The sequence below is a fragment of the Flavobacterium seoulense genome (genome assembly GCF_000695795.1).
GTDB lineage: Bacteria > Bacteroidota > Bacteroidia > Flavobacteriales > Flavobacteriaceae > Flavobacterium > Flavobacterium seoulense.
Window position 1 is genome coordinate 23368 of record NZ_JNCA01000007.1, and the last position, 21043, is coordinate 44410.

General features: G+C 34.0%; 18 protein-coding genes. 6 read left to right on the forward strand and 12 right to left on the reverse strand.

All coding sequences use genetic code 11. The annotated features are described in order from the left end of the window. Positions 1–84: 84 nt before the first annotated feature. From FEM21_RS04295 to FEM21_RS04310, 4 genes are all read left to right on the forward strand, one after another. Positions 85–1614, forward strand: a complete 1530-nt coding sequence (locus FEM21_RS04295; protein ID WP_035658239.1) for an FMN-binding glutamate synthase family protein — start codon at positions 85–87, stop codon at positions 1612–1614. Positions 1615–1825: 211 nt separating this feature from the next. Next, complete coding sequence (locus FEM21_RS04300) at positions 1826–2404, forward strand: non-canonical purine NTP diphosphatase (RefSeq protein ID WP_035658241.1); 579 nt, start codon at positions 1826–1828, stop codon at positions 2402–2404. A 204-nt stretch (positions 2405–2608) separates the two neighbouring features. Next, on the forward strand, positions 2609–4480 hold the full coding sequence (locus FEM21_RS04305) for a DEAD/DEAH box helicase (RefSeq protein WP_035658244.1): 1872 nt from the start codon (positions 2609–2611) through the stop codon (positions 4478–4480). A gap of 89 nt (positions 4481–4569) precedes the next feature. After that, positions 4570–5337, forward strand: coding sequence for a carboxypeptidase-like regulatory domain-containing protein (locus tag FEM21_RS04310; RefSeq protein ID WP_035658246.1), 768 nt, complete (start codon positions 4570–4572; stop codon positions 5335–5337). Positions 5338–5413: 76 nt separating this feature from the next. Here the strand turns inward: FEM21_RS04310 and FEM21_RS04315 are convergent, their stop codons facing one another. Next, entirely contained in the window at positions 5414–6877 is a 1464-nt protein-coding gene (locus FEM21_RS04315) for an aminoacyl-histidine dipeptidase (protein WP_035658407.1), read from the reverse strand. A 108-nt stretch (positions 6878–6985) separates the two neighbouring features. Here FEM21_RS04315 and FEM21_RS04320 point away from each other — a divergent pair, with 108 nt between their 5' ends. Beyond that, positions 6986–8056, forward strand: a complete 1071-nt coding sequence (locus FEM21_RS04320; RefSeq protein ID WP_035658248.1) for a DUF3810 domain-containing protein — start codon at positions 6986–6988, stop codon at positions 8054–8056. Between the two features lie 10 nt (positions 8057–8066). On the opposite strand, the gene FEM21_RS04325 is transcribed toward FEM21_RS04320, so the two are convergent. The 3 genes from FEM21_RS04325 to FEM21_RS04335 all read right to left on the reverse strand — a co-directional run bounded on the left by FEM21_RS04325 (position 8067) and on the right by FEM21_RS04335 (position 10989). Then, positions 8067–9371, reverse strand: coding sequence for an NAD(P)/FAD-dependent oxidoreductase (locus FEM21_RS04325; RefSeq protein WP_035658250.1), 1305 nt, complete (start codon positions 9369–9371; stop codon positions 8067–8069). A gap of 94 nt (positions 9372–9465) precedes the next feature. After that, entirely contained in the window at positions 9466–10278 is an 813-nt protein-coding gene (locus FEM21_RS04330) for a lysophospholipid acyltransferase family protein (protein ID WP_035658253.1), read from the reverse strand. A 60-nt stretch (positions 10279–10338) separates the two neighbouring features. After that, the gene (locus FEM21_RS04335) at positions 10339–10989 is read right to left on the reverse strand and encodes an NUDIX hydrolase (RefSeq protein ID WP_035658255.1); all 651 of its coding nucleotides are present in this window, start codon (positions 10987–10989) and stop codon (positions 10339–10341) included. Positions 10990–11075: 86 nt separating this feature from the next. Here FEM21_RS04335 and FEM21_RS04340 point away from each other — a divergent pair, with 86 nt between their 5' ends. Then, complete coding sequence (locus tag FEM21_RS04340) at positions 11076–11516, forward strand: DUF4268 domain-containing protein (protein WP_035658409.1); 441 nt, start codon at positions 11076–11078, stop codon at positions 11514–11516. Positions 11517–11645: 129 nt separating this feature from the next. On the opposite strand, the gene FEM21_RS04345 is transcribed toward FEM21_RS04340, so the two are convergent. The 8 genes from FEM21_RS04345 to FEM21_RS04380 all read right to left on the reverse strand — a co-directional run bounded on the left by FEM21_RS04345 (position 11646) and on the right by FEM21_RS04380 (position 21024). After that, positions 11646–12059 carry a hypothetical protein gene (locus FEM21_RS04345; protein WP_035658257.1) on the reverse strand — a complete coding sequence of 138 codons (414 nt, stop codon included), beginning with the start codon at positions 12057–12059 and terminating at the stop codon, positions 11646–11648. 10 nt (positions 12060–12069) lie between these two features. Next, entirely contained in the window at positions 12070–13014 is a 945-nt protein-coding gene (locus FEM21_RS04350) for an NAD(P)H-dependent flavin oxidoreductase (RefSeq protein ID WP_035658412.1), read from the reverse strand. A 95-nt stretch (positions 13015–13109) separates the two neighbouring features. Continuing rightward, positions 13110–14297 carry a tRNA 2-thiouridine(34) synthase MnmA gene (mnmA, locus tag FEM21_RS04355; RefSeq protein ID WP_035658259.1) on the reverse strand — a complete coding sequence of 396 codons (1188 nt, stop codon included), beginning with the start codon at positions 14295–14297 and terminating at the stop codon, positions 13110–13112. 102 nt (positions 14298–14399) lie between these two features. Further along, a complete protein-coding gene (locus FEM21_RS04360) occupies positions 14400–15092 on the reverse strand; it encodes a toxin-antitoxin system YwqK family antitoxin (protein WP_316930338.1) in 693 nt (230 codons plus the stop codon). 92 nt (positions 15093–15184) lie between these two features. Further along, a complete protein-coding gene (gene yidC, locus FEM21_RS04365) occupies positions 15185–17077 on the reverse strand; it encodes a membrane protein insertase YidC (RefSeq protein ID WP_035658261.1) in 1893 nt (630 codons plus the stop codon). 68 nt (positions 17078–17145) lie between these two features. Next, positions 17146–18759 (reverse strand): CTP synthase, encoded by a 1614-nt coding sequence (locus tag FEM21_RS04370; RefSeq protein ID WP_035658264.1) that lies wholly within the window; start codon positions 18757–18759, stop codon positions 17146–17148. A gap of 143 nt (positions 18760–18902) precedes the next feature. Further along, the gene (locus FEM21_RS04375) at positions 18903–19136 is read right to left on the reverse strand and encodes a DUF3820 family protein (protein ID WP_035658266.1); all 234 of its coding nucleotides are present in this window, start codon (positions 19134–19136) and stop codon (positions 18903–18905) included. A gap of 13 nt (positions 19137–19149) precedes the next feature. Then, positions 19150–21024, reverse strand: coding sequence for a PBP1 and LysM peptidoglycan-binding domain-containing protein (locus FEM21_RS04380; RefSeq protein ID WP_035658268.1), 1875 nt, complete (start codon positions 21022–21024; stop codon positions 19150–19152). Between the last annotated feature and the right edge of the window lie 19 nt (positions 21025–21043).

Below are 21043 nucleotides of genomic sequence, written 5' to 3' on the forward strand. Positions count from 1 at the left end.
ACATTTAAATAAATATTAAACCCTTTGTATTGATTTAAATGTTAGTTATTCTTCTTATTTTAGATACACACAACATTTTTTATCATGAGAAAAGAATTTTTCATTTATGGCGTAATACTCTTCATCTTGAGTCTTGCCGCTCATTTTTTATTCAAAACCAGCTTATTAATAGCTCTTTTTATATTCTTTTTACTAATTATTGGCTTCTTCAACAGCCGTCAGCACAAACACACCATTCTTAGAAATTTTCCTGTTTTAGGTTATTTCAGATACATGTTTGAAGAAATTGCTCCCGAAATTCAGCAATATTTTATCGAAAGAACAACTGACGGAAAACCTTTCTCAAGAAACGAACGTTCATTAGCCTACCGACGCGCTAAAAATGTTAGTGACACTACGCCTTTTGGAACGCAATTAGACATTAACAATTCTTCTTACGAAGGTTTAAAACATTCCATTTTCCCTACCAAAGTAAATCCCGAATTACCTCGTGTTATGATTGGTGGCGAAGATTGTAAACAACCATACTCTGCTTCTTTGTTAAATATTTCGGCAATGAGCTTTGGTTCTTTAAGCGAAAATGCAATTGTCGCATTAAATAAAGGCGCTCAAAAAGGAAATTTCTATCATAATACCGGCGAAGGTGGATTAACTGAATACCATCTACAAGGAGCTGATGTTTGCTGGCAAATAGGAACTGGATATTTTGGATGCAGGGATGACAGAGGCGATTTTGATGGCGGCAAATTTGCCGAAAAAGCTAACTTTCCAGAAGTTAAAATGATTGAGCTCAAACTATCTCAAGGTGCCAAACCAGGACACGGAGGAGTTTTACCTGCAGCAAAAAACACCGAAGAAATTGCTAAAATCAGAGGAGTTCTACCTCATATTGAGATTCTTTCACCGCCAAGTCATTCTGCTTTTGATTCGCCTAAAGGATTAGTTCAATTTATTGCCCGTCTGCGGGAATTATCGAATGGAAAACCCGTTGGATTCAAACTTTGTATTGGACAAACTGAAGAATTTGAAGCCATTTGTCAGGAAATGATGGATCAAAATTGCTATCCTGACTTCATAACAGTCGATGGTGCCGAAGGCGGAACCGGAGCAGCTCCGCTGGAATTTTCAGATGGTGTAGGAATGCCTTTAGAACCTGCACTTATATTTGTAAACAAGACTCTAATCCGATTGAATATTCGTGATAAAATGCGAATTATTTGTAGTGGAAAAATCATTTCAGGACACGCTATTCTTAAAGCAATTGCTTTAGGCGCTGACTTATGCAACAGTGCACGTGGCTTTATGTTTTCACTAGGCTGTATTCAGGCTTTGCGCTGCAATACTAACAAATGTCCTGTAGGAGTCGCAACTCAGGATCGAATGCTCGAAAAAGGCTTAGTAGTATCTGATAAGTTCGAAAGAGTATATAATTTTCATAAAAACACACTACACGCTGCGAATGAATTGCTTGCTGCTGCCGGAAAATCAAACTATGAAGAGGTAGATGTTTCTATTTTTATGCGTGGTGACGAATTTACTCATCTTTCAGATTTATATTTCCCAAATAATCTAACGAATGTTACTACCCATTTGAAAAAAAAGGAGGGCTATTAAAGCCCTCCCAAATTTGGTTTTGATTTATCTCAACTTATAATTAACTAAATGTACAATGGCTGTGCTTTCATTCTTCTTCCTAATTAACATACACAGCTCATTAATGAATCAAAACCACAGTGTAAAGATACAACTTTTATCTAAAAAGATATTTAAAAAACCTTAATTTAACAACTAATTAACTCAAAAACAACAAGTTAAACAAAACACTATGCAGCTAGTCTTCGCTTCTAATAATAAAAACAAAATCAAAGAAATTCAGCAATTACTACCTAACGGTATAGAAATTTTAAGTCTGGAAGCTATTGGCTGTCATGAAGAAATTCCAGAAACTGCTGATACTATTGAAGGAAATGCTATTTTAAAAGCCAATTATGTTACTGAAAAATACGGTTACGATTGTTTTGCTGATGATACCGGTCTTGAAGTAGAAGCTTTAAATGGAGAACCAGGAGTATATTCTGCAAGATATGCAGGAGAACAAAAAGATTCCAATGATAACATGAATAAACTTTTGGAAGCTTTAAAAAATACTACAGACAGAAATGCGCAATTCAAAACCGTAATTGCCTTAAACATTAACGGAACTCAACAGCTATTCACTGGAATTGCCAAAGGAAAGATCACTACCGAAAAATCAGGAAATCAAGGTTTTGGATATGATCCTATCTTTCAGCCGGAAGGTTATCAGGAAACTTTTGCCGAAATTTCATTAGAAACCAAAAACGAAATCAGTCATAGAGGAAAAGCTACTCAATTACTTATTTCTTATTTAAACGAAATAAAATAATCTGTTGAAATTCAATATTTTTATTCATTTTTATTACAAAGAACACCATAGTTTGCTGCTAAAATTCGAAAAATTAAAGTTGTGTTTTCAGTTTCAAAACATAACTTTCTGATAATCAAAAGATATTAAATCATTAAAACTTAGAATTGCATTAGTTTATATGGATTATTAACAGTAATTTTGCACCCTATTTTAAAAATACATATGAATAAATTTGAACAATTAGGATTAAGTGAATCGTTACTGAAGGCGATTGTTGATCTAGGATTTGAGAATCCGTCAGAAGTACAGGAGAAAGCGATTCCCCTATTATTGGAAAAAGATACAGATTTAGTTGCGTTGGCTCAGACTGGGACAGGGAAAACGGCAGCTTTTGGTTTTCCAGTTATCCAAAAAATTGATGCCGACAACAGGAATACGCAGGCGTTGATTTTATCTCCAACGCGCGAACTTTGCTTACAGATTGCCAACGAACTTAAAAACTACTCTAAATACGAAAAAGGTATTAATGTGGTAGCAGTTTACGGAGGAGCTAGTATTACAGAACAAGCGAGAGACATTAAAAGAGGAGCACAAATTATTGTGGCTACTCCAGGAAGAATGCAGGATATGATTAACAGAGGATTAGTAAACATCACTCAGATTAATTACTGTATCCTTGATGAGGCAGACGAAATGTTGAACATGGGATTCTATGATGATATCGTAAACATCCTTTCAACTACCCCAGACGAGAAAAACACCTGGTTGTTTTCTGCAACTATGCCGGCAGAAGTTGCCAGAATTGGAAAACAATTCATGAGTAATCCGGAGGAAATCACTGTTGGAACTAAAAACTCAGGTTCAGCAACAGTTTCTCACGAATTTTACTTAGTAAATGCACGTGACCGTTACGAAGCTTTGAAACGTTTAGCCGATGCTAACCCGGACATTTTCTCAGTAGTTTTTTGTAGAACAAAACGTGATACTCAGGCTATTGCTGAAAAATTAATCGAAGACGGATACAGCGCTGCAGCTTTACACGGAGATTTATCTCAGGCACAACGTGATGGTGTAATGAAATCTTTCCGTGGAAGACAAATCCAGATGCTTGTTGCAACTGACGTTGCTGCCCGTGGAATCGATGTTGATAACGTAACTCACGTAGTAAACTATCAATTACCTGACGAAATTGAAACTTATAACCACCGTTCAGGAAGAACTGGTCGTGCTGGTAAATTAGGAACTTCGATCGTAATTGTAACTAAAAGTGAATTGCGTAAAATTTCGTCTATCGAAAGAATCATCAAACAAAAATTTGAAGAGAAAACAATTCCTTCTGGAATCGAAATTTGCGAAATTCAATTATTGCACTTAGCTAATAAAATCAAAGATACTGAGGTTGATCACGAAATTGACAACTATTTACCAGCTATCAATGACGTTCTTGAAGGTTTAACTAAAGAAGAATTGATTAAGAAAATGGTTTCTGTTGAATTTAACCGTTTCATCAATTATTACAAGAAAACAAGAGATATCTCAGCTTCAGGTTCTGACAGACGTGAACGTGGTGACGATCGCGCTCCAAGAGAAAACAACAATGGCGGCGCTACAAGATATTTTGTAAACATTGGTTCAAGAGATAACTTCGACTGGATGTCATTAAAAGATTACCTGAAAGAAACATTAGACTTAGGTCGTGATGATGTTTTCAAAGTAGATGTAAAAGAAGGTTTCTCTTTCTTTAATACTGATCCAGAACATACTGATAAAGTAATGGATATATTGAACAACGTTCAACTAGAAGGACGTCGTATCAATGTTGAGATTTCTAAAAATGATGGTGGCGGAAGACGTGATCATAACGGAAGAAATTCTGGAGGAAGACGCGAAGGCGGAAGACGTGAAGGTAGTTTTGCTCCAAGAAGAGAAGGTTCTGGTGGAGGATTTAGAAGTGAAAGAAACTCAGCTCCAAGAGAAGGCGGTTTCAGAAGCGAAAGAGGTTCTTCCAGAAGAGAAGGTTCATCTGACAGAGCTCCTAGACGTTCTGAAAGTTTTGGAGATTCATCAAGACCAAGAAGACCAAGAAGAGACTAAAACCCTTTAGTTAATTTTCTTATAATTAAAATAATAAACTACAAAATATTTAAAGCCGTTTTACTACTTTTAGAGTTTTAAAACAGTTTATGAAATATTTTGTAGTTTTCTTTTTTTTGGTACTAATCGTACCGACTTTTGCTCAAGAAAAAATTGCTTCTCAAAAGGTAACAGGTTACGTTTATAATGATAACGGAAAAACGCCACTATCAGGAGTTAACATCATCAACATAAACAAAGTAAGAGGCTCAAAAACTGACTTAAACGGTTACTTTGAAATCGATGTCCATCCTACTGATACCTTACATTTTTCTCTTCTTGGATTCCAATCTTTAAGAGTAAAAGTAACTAATGACTGGATAAAAAATAGGGTGGCTAAAATTTTCCTGACAGAAAAAGCCATAGCACTGGAAGAAGTCGTTATCCGACCATTTAATCTAACAGGCTATCTCGAAGTTGATTCTAAAACCATCCCTACAAATAACAATTACCGCTATAATATATCAGGCTTAAATAACGGTTATGAAGCAGGAGAATATTCGCCTGGAGCCTTTGGAAAAGTCTTGGGTTCTATCTTTAATCCTGCCGATATGCTGTACAATGTTTTTGGAAAAAAAGGAAACGAACTCAAGAAAATGAAAGATATGAAAAAGGACGACACGGTTCGTACTCTTTTAGAATCTAAATTTGACCGTGAAACCATTGCCGTACTTCTTGGTATAAGCAAAGACGAAATTCCAGAAATATTACAGCGATGTAATTATTCAGAATCTTTTATTCAAACCGCAAATGACCTCCAAATTATGGATGCTATCAGCGGCTGTTATGAACAATACAAAGTCTTGAAAAAGAAATAAAAAAAGTACTCAGTGTTCAGTTTTTAGTATTCAGTTACCAAACGTTGAACACTAAAAACTGAACACTGAATACTAATTACTTCACCGGAATATTCGCCAAAATCTCGATTAAAAACTTCCAGAATTTTTGAGAGGAACTAATACTTGCTCTTTCATCTGGCGAATGCGCTCCATGAATAGTTGGCCCAAAAGAAATCATATCCATATCAGGATAATTAGCGCCTAAAATTCCACATTCTAATCCTGCATGGCAAGCTACTACTTTTGGTTTTTCTCCATTTAGTTTTTCATAAATCGGAACTAAAGTTGCTAAAATCTCCGAATCAGGATTTGGCGTCCAGCCCGGATAAGAACCTGAAATTTCGACTTCACACCCCATCAATTCGAAAGCAGAACGCAAATCGTTAGCCAAATCAAACTTAGCTGATTCAACCGAAGAACGCGTTAAACATTGTACAGATAATTTTCCTTTCCCAAGAATCACTTTGGCAATATTATTAGATGTTTCAACCAAATTTTCAAAATCAGCACTCATTCTGTGAACACCATTTGCAGCTGTCGCCATGGAACGTACAAAATAATATTGCGCAATGGAAGGCATTACCTTTGCTGGTGTTGTTTTCAATTTTTCGAAAACAATTTCTAAATTCGGTTCGGTGGTTTTTAACTCATTTTTAATTTCGCTAACAATTTGCTGCATATCAAAAACAAAAGCTTCATCATAAACCGAAGCAATAATTACTTTGGCAACACTTTCACGCGGAATAGCATTACGCAAACTTCCTCCCTGAATTTCTGAAATTTGCAAGCCAAAATTATCGAAACCATCATACAGCAATCGGTTCATGATTTTATTAGCATTTCCTAAACCTTTATGAATATCAATTCCTGAATGACCGCCATTCAATCCTTTTACAGTAATCGAATATCCAACAGAATAATCAGGCGTTTCCTCTTCATCATATTCTGCTTCAGCTGTAACATCGATTCCACCAGCACATCCAATGTCTATTTCGTCATCTTCTTCGGTATCTAAATTCAATAGAATTTCTCCATGAAGCAAACCGCCTTTCAAATTCATTGCGCCTGTCATTCCCGTTTCTTCATCAATTGTAAACAAAGCTTCAATTGCAGGATGCGCAATAGTTTTACTTTCTAAAACAGCCATAATTGCCGCAACTCCTAATCCATTATCTGCTCCAAGAGTTGTTCCTCTGGCGCGCACCCAGTCACCATCCACATACATTTCGATTCCTTGTTTTTCAAAATCAAAAATGGTATCGGCATTTTTTTGATGCACCATATCTAAATGACCTTGTAATACAATCGGTTTACGATTTTCCATCCCTGATGTGGCGGGTTTTCGGATAATTACATTATGAACTTCATCTTCAAAAACTTCTAATCCTAAACTTTTACCAAAGTCTTTTATAAAGGCAACCACACGCTCTTCTTTTTTAGAAGGTCGGGGCACTGCATTCAAATTGGCAAAATTATTCCACAATTCTTTAGGCTCTAAATTTCGTATTTCCTGACTCATATTTTGTGCTGTTTTTTCGATTAAAAACTCAAAGTTACAAAGTTTAAAATCCATTTTAGGTATTAAATTGATTATTGTAATTATATTTACGTTTATAAAAATGCTGCTTTGAAACGTAAATACATCCTTCCTTTATTTCTGATTTTTCAGATTATAATTCTTAAAATAATTCCGTTTTTTCCAGAAACTGTCGAGGCATTTTACAGCAATGGCATCTATCCGATAATTTCGAATTTTTCGAGAATCATTTTTGGATGGATTCCGTTTTCAATAGGTGATATACTTTATTTCATACTAATTTTATTAGCCATAAAATGGTTTTGGAACAACAGATCCCGAAGCTTCGGGAGGAAACTGAACTGGAAAAATCAATTATTATCGGTTTTGAGTGTTATTTCCATCTTTCATTTTTTCTTTTATTTTCTTTGGGCAGTGAATTATCACAGAGTTCCTCTTTTCGAAAAAATGAAAATTGAACGCGATTATTCGGATGCTGATTTATTAGATTTCACCCAAAAAATAATTGCAAAAACAAACGAAATTCATAGTGAAATAACTCAAAATGACAGCCTGAAAGTTGTTTTTCCGTACTCAAAAGAAGTTGCTTTTGTAAAAAACATGGACGGTTATAAAGCTTTAGGAACGCAATATCCTTTTTTCGCTTATTCGAATCTTAGTATAAAAAAATCCCTGTTTAGTTTACCGCTAACTTATATGGGTTTTGGTGGCTATTTAAATCCTTTTACTAATGAAGCTCAGGTAAATTATTTGATGCCAATGCATAATTTCCCAACCACAAGTTGTCATGAAATGGCGCATCAAATGGGATATGCCAGTGAAAGCGAATGCAATTTTATTGGTTTTCTGGCGTCGGTACACAACAACGATTTGTATTTTAAATATTCCGGATATAGTTTTGCATTACGCTATTGCTTGAACAATTGGTACATTCGAAACGAAAAATTATATACTCAGTTACTAAAAACGGTTCATCCCGGTATTCTAAAAAATTATGCCGAAAGTCGGGAATTCTGGAGGCAATATGAAACCCCAATAGAAAAAGGTTTTCACTTTTTTTATGACCACTATTTAAAGTTAAATCAGCAAAAAGATGGAATGTACAGCTATAGTAAATTTGTAAATTTATTAGTGAATTATTACCATAACAAACCTTTGTAATTTTAGCTAATTAAATTTCGTCACTGGTAAAACTAGTAAAAGTTCTCTTTTTATAAGGTCGGATAATCAGGCGTCCTTCACGGTCAAAATGGATATAATTATAAACCCAGGTCAGAAATACCACTGCTTTATTTTTGAAACCAATCAATGAAAACAGGTGTATAAACATCCAGACAAACCAGGCAAAAACACCATTAAAATGATAATTAGGCAAATCGACAACTGCTTTGTTGCGTCCGATAGTAGCCATTGAACCTTTGTCTTTGTATTCAAAAGGTTTCATCTCTTGATTCTGGATTAATTTTATAATATTCTTACCCAGTAATTTTCCTTGTTGTAAAGCAGGCTGTGCCATCATAGGATGTCCTTCGGGATAATTTTCTGTTTCCATAGAAGCAATATCGCCAATGGCAAAAATCGTATCATAACCTTTTACCTGATTGTATTGATTCACCCGAATACGCTCTACCCTTTCTACCAAAGCATCAGCGCTTAAACCCGAAACCAAAGATCCCTGAACACCGGCTGTCCAAATAAGAGTTGCGGTTTCAAAACTTAAATCAGAATTAGTAGTAATCGTGCGGCCATCATAATTAGTAACTCTGACGTTTTTCCAGATTTTCACACCCAATTTTAATAGAAATTTCTCAGCAGCTGCCGATGATTTCTCACTCATTGTATTCAGGATTCTATCACCGCTTTGAATCAAATTGATTTCCATTCTGGTAATATCCAGATCCGGATAATCTTTTTGTAGAATAGCTTTTTTCATTTCGGCCAATGCACCTGCTAATTCCACTCCTGTGGGTCCTGCTCCCACAATTACAAAATTGATAAGACTGTTTTTTTCTTCACAATCCTTAGTCAAAACTGCTTGTTCAAAATTTTCTAAGACAAAACTGCGAATGTTAAGCGACTGCGGTATGGTTTTCATTGCCATACTATTGCGTTTAATTTCTTTATTGCCAAAATAGTTTGTCTTAGAACCTGTAGCGATGACCAAATAATCATAATCTAAAGTTCCTATTTCGGCAATGACTCTTTTATTTACTGTATCAATTTCCTGAACTGTGGTGAGCCTAAAATAGAAATCATCACATTCATGAATTATTTTTCGAATAGGAAATGCAATAGAGCCCGCTTCGAGTCCGCCAGTTGCTACCTGATACAATAAAGGCTGAAACGTATTGTAGTTATGTTTATCCAGAAGAACAACCTGAACTTTTTTATTTTTCAATTCTTTGGCAACTTCGATTCCGGCAAAACCGCCGCCTATAATTACAATTCTGGGTAAATCAGTATGGGGAATATTCATAAACAACAACTTTATTACATTTTCTTAAAGATACAAAGTATAAAGTTTAGAACCCAATTAAATCAAAAAAGAGAGTTTATTTAACTCTCTTTTATTATTCTATTTCCCATTGACGCAGTTTATTTAATTGCTCTTGTTCTTCTAACTCTTCGGCTGGAATTACCTTTAAAAAAGAAGGATGCTGCTCAATAGCATATTCTATTTTTTCAACAATTTCTTCAATCGACTCGTTTTCATAATCAATTTGAAGTGGCTCTTTGATAATAAAAGACTGTAAAATTCCTTTTTTTTTCATTCGAATTCCCTTTCGATCAAAAGAACGGCGAAATCCATCAATTACAATAGGAACTACAATAGGTCGATGTTGTTTAATAATATGCGCGGTTCCTTTTCGAACAGGTTTAAAAGAACGGGTCGTTCCTTGCGGAAAAGTTATTACCCAGCCATCATCAAGCGCTTTTTTTATGTTTTCGGTATCATTAGGATTGACTGCTTTTTTTTCGACAGCATCAACTCCCTCAGAACGCCAGGTTCTTTCTACCGGAATTGCCCCTGCATAAGACAATATTTTGGGTAACAAGCCCGAACGCATCGTCTCTTTGGCAGCTACATAATAAATATTCATTTTTGGCTGCCATAAATAACCAATGTTTTTTATAGAATCAATTCGACCACTTAAACTGGCATTAAAAACATGGAACATTGCCACAACATCGGCAAAATAAGTTTGATGATTAGAAATGAAAAGTACATTAGTATCAGGTAAATTTCGAATAATTTCCGAACCTTCAATTTGCAAATCATTAAAACCATGATATCGCCTATGAGTACAGCTTCCAAAAACACGGATTAACCATTTTTTTAGAAATAAGATATGTCCAAAAGGATTTCTTTTAATAAGTCCCATAAACTTGTATTGTGCTTTAAAAATTAATCTACAAAATTACAAAAATATTATTGGAGAAGTTTAATAGTTGTCTGGCAAAACATTATTCAAAACATCTCTCAATTCGCTCAACATCATTGCTGTGGCTCCCCAAACAATATGCTCTCCGATTTTAAAAGCAGGAACTTCGATAAAAGAAGCATAGGAAGTTGATAAATTTTCGACCGTGATAATTGCATTACTTCTAAATAAATCCAAAGGCAATTCGATAAGGGCAGCAACTTCTTTTGGATCCAAAACAAAATCAATTTCTTCACTACAAATCCCTAAAAAAGGATACACCATAAAATTACTTGGCGGAATGTAAACCGGAGTAAATGCTTTTACAATTTCAATTTTATTGCGGCTTACTCCTATTTCTTCTTCGGTTTCACGTAAAGCGGTAGCACTAAAATCAACATCTTCGGTTTCGATTTTTCCTCCGGGGAAAGCAATTTGAGCCGAATGAATTCCGTTATATGAATTTCGAACAATCAGAGCCAAATAAGTTTCGTTATTTTTAGGATAAAACAACATGGTTACAGCAGCTTCTCTAGCTGGATTTTCTTTTAAATTTACTTTTTCCAAAAGTTTTTTCCGTTCTAAAGGCATCATTTTTTCATGCGAAACTTCTCCCGAAAGAGAGGATTGAACTATTTTAGGTATATAATTTAAAAAATATTGAAAATCCATAATCAAAGTTTACTTTTGCAAATAAAAACATAAATATACTTTAGAAAGCAAGCTTGCACAATTTTTCTAAAGCCAAAATTTTCACAATGTATAGTAAAGAAGAAACACAAAAATTAAAACGAGAATTCTGGGTTACTTTTGCTGAAAAATATCCCAGAAAATGGATGTTATATGACACTAAAATCAAAGATTTCTCTTTTAAATTTTTTGTTGACAATAAAAAAGCACAGGTTCTTATTGACATTGAACATCGCAATAACGAAAAAAGATTGGGTTACTTCGAAAAATTGGAAGCTTTAAAAGGTATTTTAGAAGAAGAATTTATTAGTGATTTAGTTTTCGAAAAAGATTATGTTTTAGAAAACGGAAAAACAATTAGCCGAATTTGGGTTGAAAAATTAGGTGTAGGCTTTAGTAATCGCAACTATTGGGATGCCATTTTTGACTTTTACAATGAAAAAATGGATGCTTTAGAGCGTTTTTATCTGGAATATGATGAATTTATAAAAGATATTGAAAGTGAGTAATAACACTCTTTTTGAAATAGTATCTTCAAGGAATAAATTAAGTTTCAACCGCAAATTCGCAAATTTCAAAACATCTTAAAGATGCTATAATTCGCGAATTTGCGGTATTTTTTTTCAACTCTGAGAAAGCTACATCGTAAAAATATTATACACAATTACGTGATCGCTGTAAGTAATGTATAATTGCTTTCGGTTTTCCTGTTTTTTTCGGGTGATGATGGAAACAGTACAATCTACACCATCGTTGTCTTTACAAATAAATGAATACACTAAATCAGTTTCTGATTCAGATTCCGGTTGGTAAGTCAATATGTTGTACAATTGAATATTTCGGGAATAAACAACAATTCTGTTTTTATCAGTATCTAAAGTAACTGAAATATTCACCAGACTCAAATCAGACCATTTGCCCCATTTCCCTTTTTCGTTTTTTTCTAAAACGCTAAAACCAGAAGTCCGGAATTTATAGGTTTGACTATAGGATTGCTGCAGGCCAATTCCTAAAAATAGTAAGCTTATGTAAAAGCATTTTATTCGTGTCATTACAATTTCTTTAGTATAAAAAATGGACAACTTCTTTTTTAGCTATTTGGTATTCTTTCATGAGATCTTTAACAATCGATTCCGCTGGTTTTATTTCGTGAATTAATCCTGCAATCTGACCTATTTCTAATTCACCTTCAACCAAATCCCCTTCAAAAATTCCTTTTTTGGCACGAGCCCTTCCTAATAATTTTTCTAAATCTTCTTTAGTTGGACATTGTGCATACAGTTCCTGAATATCTTCAAAAAATTTATTCTTAATCAAACGAACCGGAGCTAACTCTTTTAATGTTAACTGCGTTCCGCCTTCTTTAGTATCTAAAACAATTTGTTTAAAATTTTCATGTGCTGAAGATTCTGTCGAAGCAGCAAAACGACTTCCTATTTGAACTCCATCGGCACCAAGAATCATTGCTGCAAGCATTCCGTTTCCGGTAGCAATTCCACCGGCTGCAATAATAGGAATTTTTATTTGTTCTTTCACCATTGGTATCAAAGTAAAAGTAGTGGTTTCATCACGCCCATTATGACCACCTGCTTCAAAACCTTCGGCAACAATAGCATCTACACCTGCTGTTTGTGCTTTTAGAGCAAATTTGGTACTACTCACCACATGAACAACAGTAATACCATGTTTTTTTAAATAAGAGGTCCAGGTCATTGGATTTCCTGCTGATGTAAAAACGATTTTTACTTTCTCTTCTACAATAATCTGCATAATTTCCTCAATATTGGGATATAACATAGGAATATTTACTCCAAAAGGTTTCGAAGTAGCTTTTTTACATTTCTGAATGTGCTCTCTCAGAACTTCAGGATACATTGACCCTGCACCTATCAAACCCAAACCGCCTGCATTACTCACTGCACTGGCTAGTTTATAACCACTAACCCAAACCATTCCGGCTTGAACTATAGGATATTTGATATCAAAAAGTGTGGTTATTCTATTCATAGCAATTTCTTTTTCAGATTTCATTTTATAAAAAAAGTGACTAATTACTAAAAGAATTAATCACTTAAATATATTATTTATTTTCGAAAGCTACACTAAGAAATCACACCAGAGCCAACTAATTCCTCGCCTAAATGCCAGGCTACAAATTGTCCTTCGGTAATGGCGGATTGTGGTTCTTTAAAAGAAACATACATCCCATCTTCAAATTGATGCAAAGTAGCTTCTTGTAAAGGCTGTCTGTAACGAATTCTAGCCATTACTTTCATCGTTTCTCCATTGGCTAAAGCCAAATCTTTACGAATCCAATGCACTTCTGATTTTTCGATAAACAAGGCTTTTCTAAACAACCCCGGATGATGACTTCCCATTCCGGTATAAATTGTATTCGAGACAACATCGGTTGCAATTACAAACAAACCTTCGGCTGTACCGCCCACATTCAATCCTTTTCGTTGACCAATAGTAAAATAATGAGCACCTTGATGCTTGCCTACTTTTTTACCCATTTCAGGTGTATATTGAATAGGTTTTGCTGCTAATGCCAAAGCTTCTTCAGTATTTAAGTCGTCTGAAACTGTAGTATTATAAACCGGATTATCTTTGTCAATTTGGACAATAATTCCGTCTTTAGGCTGTAATTTTTGCTGTAAAAATTCAGGCAAACGTACTTTTCCTATGAAACACAAACCTTGTGAATCTTTCTTTTCTGCCGTTACTAATTCCATTTCGGCAGCAATTTCACGAACCTGAGGCTTTGTTAACTCACCAATTGGGAAAAGTGATTTTGCTAACTGCTCTTGTGATAATTGGCACAAAAAATAAGACTGATCCTTATTATTATCTACTCCGGCTAGCAATTGATATACTGCTTTTCCGTCAACTTCAATTTCGCTTTTGCGACAATAATGTCCTGTTGCCACATAATCGGCACCAAGACTTAGAGCGATTTTCATGAAAACATCAAATTTTATCTCACGATTACACAATACATCAGGATTTGGAGTTCGTCCTTTTTCATATTCGTTGAACATATAATCAACGATTTTTTCTTTGTATTGTTCGCTTAAATCTACGGTTTGAAATGGTATTCCTAATTTTTCAGCCACTAACAAAGCGTCATTACTATCTTCTAGCCACGGACAATCATTCGAAATAGTAACCGAATCATCATGCCAGTTTTTCATAAAAAGACCTATCACTTCATAACCTTGTTGCTGCAACAAATAAGCTGCAACACTTGAATCTACACCACCCGAAAGTCCAACTACAACACGTTTCATTCTAAAATTTATTTTATGAGGATGCAAAGGTACAAAGTTTTCAACCGAATCTTATGCCTAACTATTGTTAATTCTAAAGCTGTTTACAATCAAAATCAAGTTTTATTTTTTAGGATTACTCATGTTGACTTCTTGCGTTAATTTGCCATTTTCAAAGAACTGCCAAATTCCTGTTTTTTTACCATTGGTGAATTTCCCTTTAGAAACAATTTTATCATCAACATCTTTAAAAATAACCATTCCGTCGTACTGATTATTTTTAAAAGTAGCTTCTTCCAGTACAAATCCTTTTTCGGAATATTTTTTAGAACTGCCATTTTTCAAACCATCCTTATAATAAGTTTCTTCAGCTATTTTTCCACTTGGAAAATATACCGAACGTAAGCCTTCCAATTTACCGTTTTTGTAATTTTCGGTTGTCATAATTGTTGTTGCGCCTAAATGGTAATATTTCCACTCGCCTTCAAACAATTTATTGATTACTTTTCCTTCGCTCACTTTATTCTTTCGCTGGTCATAAAAAACAGTGTAAGCAACATTGTCGTTAGCATTAAAAGTTCGGGTAGCAATGATTGTTCCTGCTTTGGTATCATCAAAAAATTTAAACTCACCTATTTCTTTTCCATGCGAAAAAGTTCCTTCATAACGCGGTCTTTTAGACTCCGGATAAACACCTTTCCATAATCCGTCTTTTTTTCCGTTGGCATCCAAATTATTAAAAGCATTCTGCGCCTGAACAGTAGCGAACCCAAAAAACACAAATACAATCAAACTAAAACAATATTTCATTTTCATAAAAAATACTTTTTAAACTAAACGTATTAATCGAATTATAAATTATCTCTAAAACCAAAAAATCCCGATAATTCGAGATTTTTTGATTTGTATTATTTCTTTTTCTTTTGAGCTCTCATAGCTTCTTGTTGTTCCATTGCTTCTTGCAATTTTTGTTGGAACTTACTTTGTTTCTTAGGCTCTTTCTTTTTGTTTTCCTGAATTTGAGCATGAATCTTATCGCTATCGATAATGTAGTTTTTAATTACTAACATGATTCCGATTGTAATTGTATTCGAAATAAAATAATACAAACTCAATCCTGATGCATAACTATTAAAGAACAACAACATCATTAATGGCGAAATATACACCATTATTTTCATCATTTTAGCCATATCTGGCATTCCTTCTTGTTGCGGTGCTGCCATTTGTTGATCTCCTGTTGTCATTTTCATATAGAAGAAAATAGCGATAGAAGCTAAAATAGGGAATAAACTAATATGATCTCCATAAGCCGGAATATGGAAAGGCAATTTATAAACTGAATCGAATGATGATAAATCATCTGCCCATAAGAATCCTTGTTGTCTTAACTCAATTGCAGCTGGGAAAAATTGGAACAAAGCATAAAAGACGGGCATTTGCAGCAAACCGGGAACACAACCCGCCATAGGATTCACGCCTGCTTTGTTGTAAAGCTTCATTGTTTCCTGCTGTTTTTTCATTGGTTCATCCTTATACTTCTCAGCAATTTCAGTAATTTCAGGACGCAACACTTTCATTTTAGCCTGAGACAAAAATGATTTATAAGTAACAGGAGACATCAATAATTTTACCAAAATAGTAAACAATACAATAGCCCATCCCTGAGAAATAAACATACTTAAAAATCCGTACATAGGAATGAAAGCATGACGGTTTATCCAACCGAAAATCCCCCAACCTAAAGCTACGATGTCTTCTAAATTTCTATCATAAGATTTTAATAACTTATAATCAGTAGGCCCATAGTACCAATTCATTTTTTGGTCTATTTCTCCGTTTTTGAATGCTAATGGTAAAGTAGCTTTGAATTGTTTTGTAAAAGTAGTATCAACCTTATCATCTTTCACTAAATTGTTAGAATACAATTCGGCAGTTTTAAACGGAGTTGAAGACAATAAAATAGAAGAAAAGAAATGCTGCTTGTAAGCTACATAACTAACCTCTTCAGCTGTTTCAGTTTTATCATTTCCCTGACCTAAATAGTCAGTCTTACCATCTTCGTATTCGAAATAAACTTCTGAATAACGGTTTTCGTAAGAAATACTTTTTTCATTAGTATAGGTTTTAAAATCCCATTCTAATTGTATCGGTTTTGCAGTTTTTAAAACCGTATTCAAACCTTGTGACTGAATGTCGAAATCCAACATATAATCATCAGCTTTCAACACATATTTATATTCTAAATAAGCTGTTGGCGAAGCTTTCAATCGCATTGTCAAAATTTGATCTTCACCATTTTTTGTTAAAGTTGGCTCGAAATAAAGATCTTTAGTATTTAAAGTATGATTATCAACTGTTGCCAATTCTAAGTTGAATTGCGCATTATTATCTTTAATCAATTTTACTAAATCCCCAGATCCTTTTTTAGATCGCTCAAAATTCTTTAAAGTAGCTTCGGCAATGTATCCACCTTTATTAGCTATTTTTAAGATTACTAATTTGTTTTCGATAGTTGTGAATCCTTCTTTTGCTGAAGGTAAAGTAGCTGAATAAGCAAAACTTCCTAAAGTTTTTTGCAATTTTGCTAATTGTAAAGTATCATTAGTTGCAACTGGAGCCGCAGTTAATTTTGCAGCATTCTCTTTAACTTTAGCTTCTTGAGCAACCAATTCTTTTTTGGCTTTTTCTGCAGCAAGTTCTGCCTCAGAAGGTTTGTTTTGATACATTATCCAAAGTAATATACCGAAAATCAATATAAAACCAATCAGTGAATTGGGGTCAAACTTTTTTTCTTCCATTTTTATACAAATTATTTTTCTGACTTATTGTGTCAAATTATTGGGTTCTATTTTTTAACAATAGATGACTATTTTTTTCTTGTTTTTACAGCTGCTGCCACAAAGTTTACAAAAAGAGGATGCGGATTAACTACTGTACTCTTGTATTCCGGATGGTATTGTACACCAATGAAGAATGGATGATCTTCAACTTCTACAATTTCTACTAAACCAGTATCCGGATTGATTCCTGAAGCTTTCAATCCTGCATTTTGAAGCGCATCAAGGTATTCGTTATTGTATTCATAACGATGACGGTGACGCTCAGAAATAGTAGTTTGCCCATAAATTTTATAAGCCAAAGTGTCTGGTTTGATTTCACATTTCCAGGCTCCAAGACGCATTGTTCCTCCTTTATCAGTAACTGTTTTTTGACTTTCCATCAAGTTCACTACCGGATTTTTAGTCTCTGGATTCATTTCAGTCGAATTGGCTTCCGTTAATCCTAATACGTTTCTTGAATATTCGATAACCGACATTTGCATTCCTAAACAAATACCAAAGAATGGGATTTTGTTTTCACGAACATAACGCACTGCAGCAATTTTTCCTTCAATTCCTCTTTCTCCAAATCCCGGAGCTACAAGAACTGCATCTAAATCTTTGAATTTTTCGGCTACGTTTATTTCGTCAATATATTCTGAGTGAATTGAAATGACATTTACTTTTGTTTCATTAGCCGCTCCTGCATGAATAAAAGCTTCTAAAATAGACTTGTAACAGTCCTGCATTTCAACATATTTTCCAACAAGACCAATATTTACAGTATGTTTTGGACTTTTGATTCTTTTTAAGAAGGTATTCCAGTGTTTTAAATCCGGAGCTGCTTTTTTAGGTAAGTCTAGTTTTCTAAGTGCTACTACATCCAAACCTTCTTCAAGCATTAAATTAGGTACTTCATAAATAGTAGATGCATCAATAGATTGAATAACTGCTTCTCTTTTTACATTACAAAACAAAGCTAATTTAGCACGAATATCATTCGAAATTTCGTGTTCTGTTCTACAAACTAAAATATCAGCTTTGATACCGCTTTCCATTAAAGCTTTTACTGAGTGCTGTGTTGGTTTTGTTTTTAATTCACCCGCTGCTGCTAAGTAAGGAACTAATGTTAAATGAATTACAATAGCATTATTTTCGCCCAAATCCCAAACTAATTGACGAACAGATTCAATGTATGGTAATGATTCAATATCTCCAACGGTTCCACCAATTTCAGTAATAACAATATCATAATCACCTGATTGACCAAGCAATTGCATTCTGTCTTTAATTTCATTGGTAATATGAGGTACTACCTGAACTGTTTTCCCTAAAAACTCTCCTCTTCTCTCCTTTTCAATAACCGAAAGATAGATTCTTCCTGTAGTAACGTTATTAGCCTGAGAAGTAGGAACGTCAAGAAAACGCTCGTAGTGACCTAAATCCAAATCGGTTTCAGCTCCATCATCTGTTACATAACATTCGCCGTGCTCATAAGGGTTTAATGTCCCCGGATCAACATTTAAATAAGGGTCGAACTTTTGAATGGTTGTTCTGTATCCTCTGGCTTGTAACAATTTTGCTAATGATGCCGCGATAATTCCTTTTCCTAATGAAGAAGTCACACCGCCAGTAACAAAAATATATTTTGTTTGATTCATGCTGTTATGATTTGTATTGTAATTGTATAAAAAACGATGCAAAAATACGATTATAAATTGGGATTATGCTAATTTGGAAATGAGATAATTTCTAAAATTGACTTTTGTTAATCCCTAAATAAAAACCTCATTAAATTTATAATTCAATGAGGTTTTGGGTATCTTTTTTTGATATTTCTTATCAATTCTTCTAAACCATTTAGTTTTAATTCATAAACTAGTTTTAATTGCTCACCTAATTCCCCTTTTGGAAATCCTTTATTGTGATACCAAACCACATAATATTCAGGTAAATCAATCAGGAATCGGCCTTCATATTTCCCAAAAGGCATTTTAGTATGCGCTAATTTTATAAGTTGTTTTTGATTATTATCCATTAAAAACAAAAACTTAGTTGGCTACTTTTACAGTCAAATCACTATCGTAGTATAAGATATACACACCTTTATTTGCATATCCTCCACCCTCTTTTTTATAGTATTCAAACTTGCTCCTAACTTGTTGCGTAGAGGTAGAATTAATTGTTTCTTCGAATGATTTATTTTGCATTAAACGCATCATCGTATCAAATGTAACATCAAATCCTCTCACAGCGTAATCACTTGGAGTAATCGAATTTATTTTTCTGAATTTATTTTCAAAAGCATTTGTTTCTGCAGAATTATCTTCTTTGCTAACCGAAGGATACATTAATTTTAGTTTTACCAAATTAGCAAAACTAATTTCATCAGTATCTAATGTTTCATTTGGTTCCAATATCACTAATTGCACCTGATAACTTGACATCGCGCTTATCATTGCAGCAATAGTTGTTTTAATCATCAAGGTATTTCCAGTTTCCATCACTACATAATTCATTTTACCCGAAACCAGCATACTTTTTAAACTTTCTGCCGAAAGAGTTCCAGCATCTGTCAACGGAACCAATTTAACATCCGGCTGATTTTGTTTTAAATACTGAATAGAAGAACCTTTCTTTTTATCAACAACAGCTAGTATATTTCCTTTTTTAGAACGCATGAAATCAAACATTTTATTTTTCAGAAAATCATTAGTTGGAACAGCTTCATATAAATTAGCTATCGGATTTCCTTCATCTTTCGATAAAGGCGAAATCACAGGAACTTTATAATTGGTCAGTAAACGGGCAGCTGCCTCAGCATTATTCTGATAAAAAGGTCCAATAACCACATCTGCCGTTTGTAATTTATTATCATTTACAATAGCAGCAATATTCGAATTGTATTTTGTTTCCTGCGAATCAAAAATACTAACATCAATAGGCAATCCTAACGTTTTAGCCGAATCTATAGCCATTAATGCGCCAGAATAAAAGTCTAAAGTCATGTTTAAAAACTTGTCCTTTTTTAATCGTGCTACTACTGAATTAACCGTATCTTTTTCTACTCGAGAAACATTAAAAGGTAAAAGCAAGGCTATTTTTTTACGATCACCAGAATTATTTTTTGCAGACAAATCAGAATAAACTTTGTTCTCAGAAACATTTGTAAATACTTTATCAGTAGGAACTTTTAAAAGCATTCCTATCTCAACACCGTTTTTAAGTTCTGGATTCAAAATCACTAAATCATCCTGACTCAGATTAAACATTTTAGACAAACTATATAAAGTTTCTTTAGGCTTCACTTCATAAGTCGCATATTTTTTAACCGTAGCAGTAGATTCTTTTTGAGACACTTCTGGTTTTCCTTTAATCAACAAACGAGACCCCTGCGTTAAACCAGGAACAATTTCCGGATTTTTCTTTTCTAATTCAGCAATAGTAATTCCGTATTTTTTAGCAATTGAATACTTTGTTTCTTTAGCAACAACATCATGGTAAACTGCTTTTTCTGATGAAAATACTTTTTTATTCTTTGATGGGATAACCAAAATCTGATCAATCTGTAAACCATCTGTCTCTAAAAACGGATTTGCTTTTTTCAAATCAGCATCACTAACATTGTATTTTTTTTCAATTCCGTATAAGGTTTCTTTAGGCAAAACCTTATGTGTAATTTCTGTCTGACTTTGACTAACTACTTTAGCTCCGACTTTTGAAGGAATTAAAAGCACCATTCTGGGTTTTAATTTTTCCTGAGCATCAGGATTCAGTTTATAAATATCATACGGAGTCACCTGATATTTTTTAGCTATCTCAGTAATTGTTTCTCCTCGCTCTACTTTATGAGTTATTGTTTCTTGCGCAAAAATGACATTGGCAAACAGTAAAACAGGAATCCAAATTGCAAAAAAATACTTCATTCGATTATTTTTATTTAAA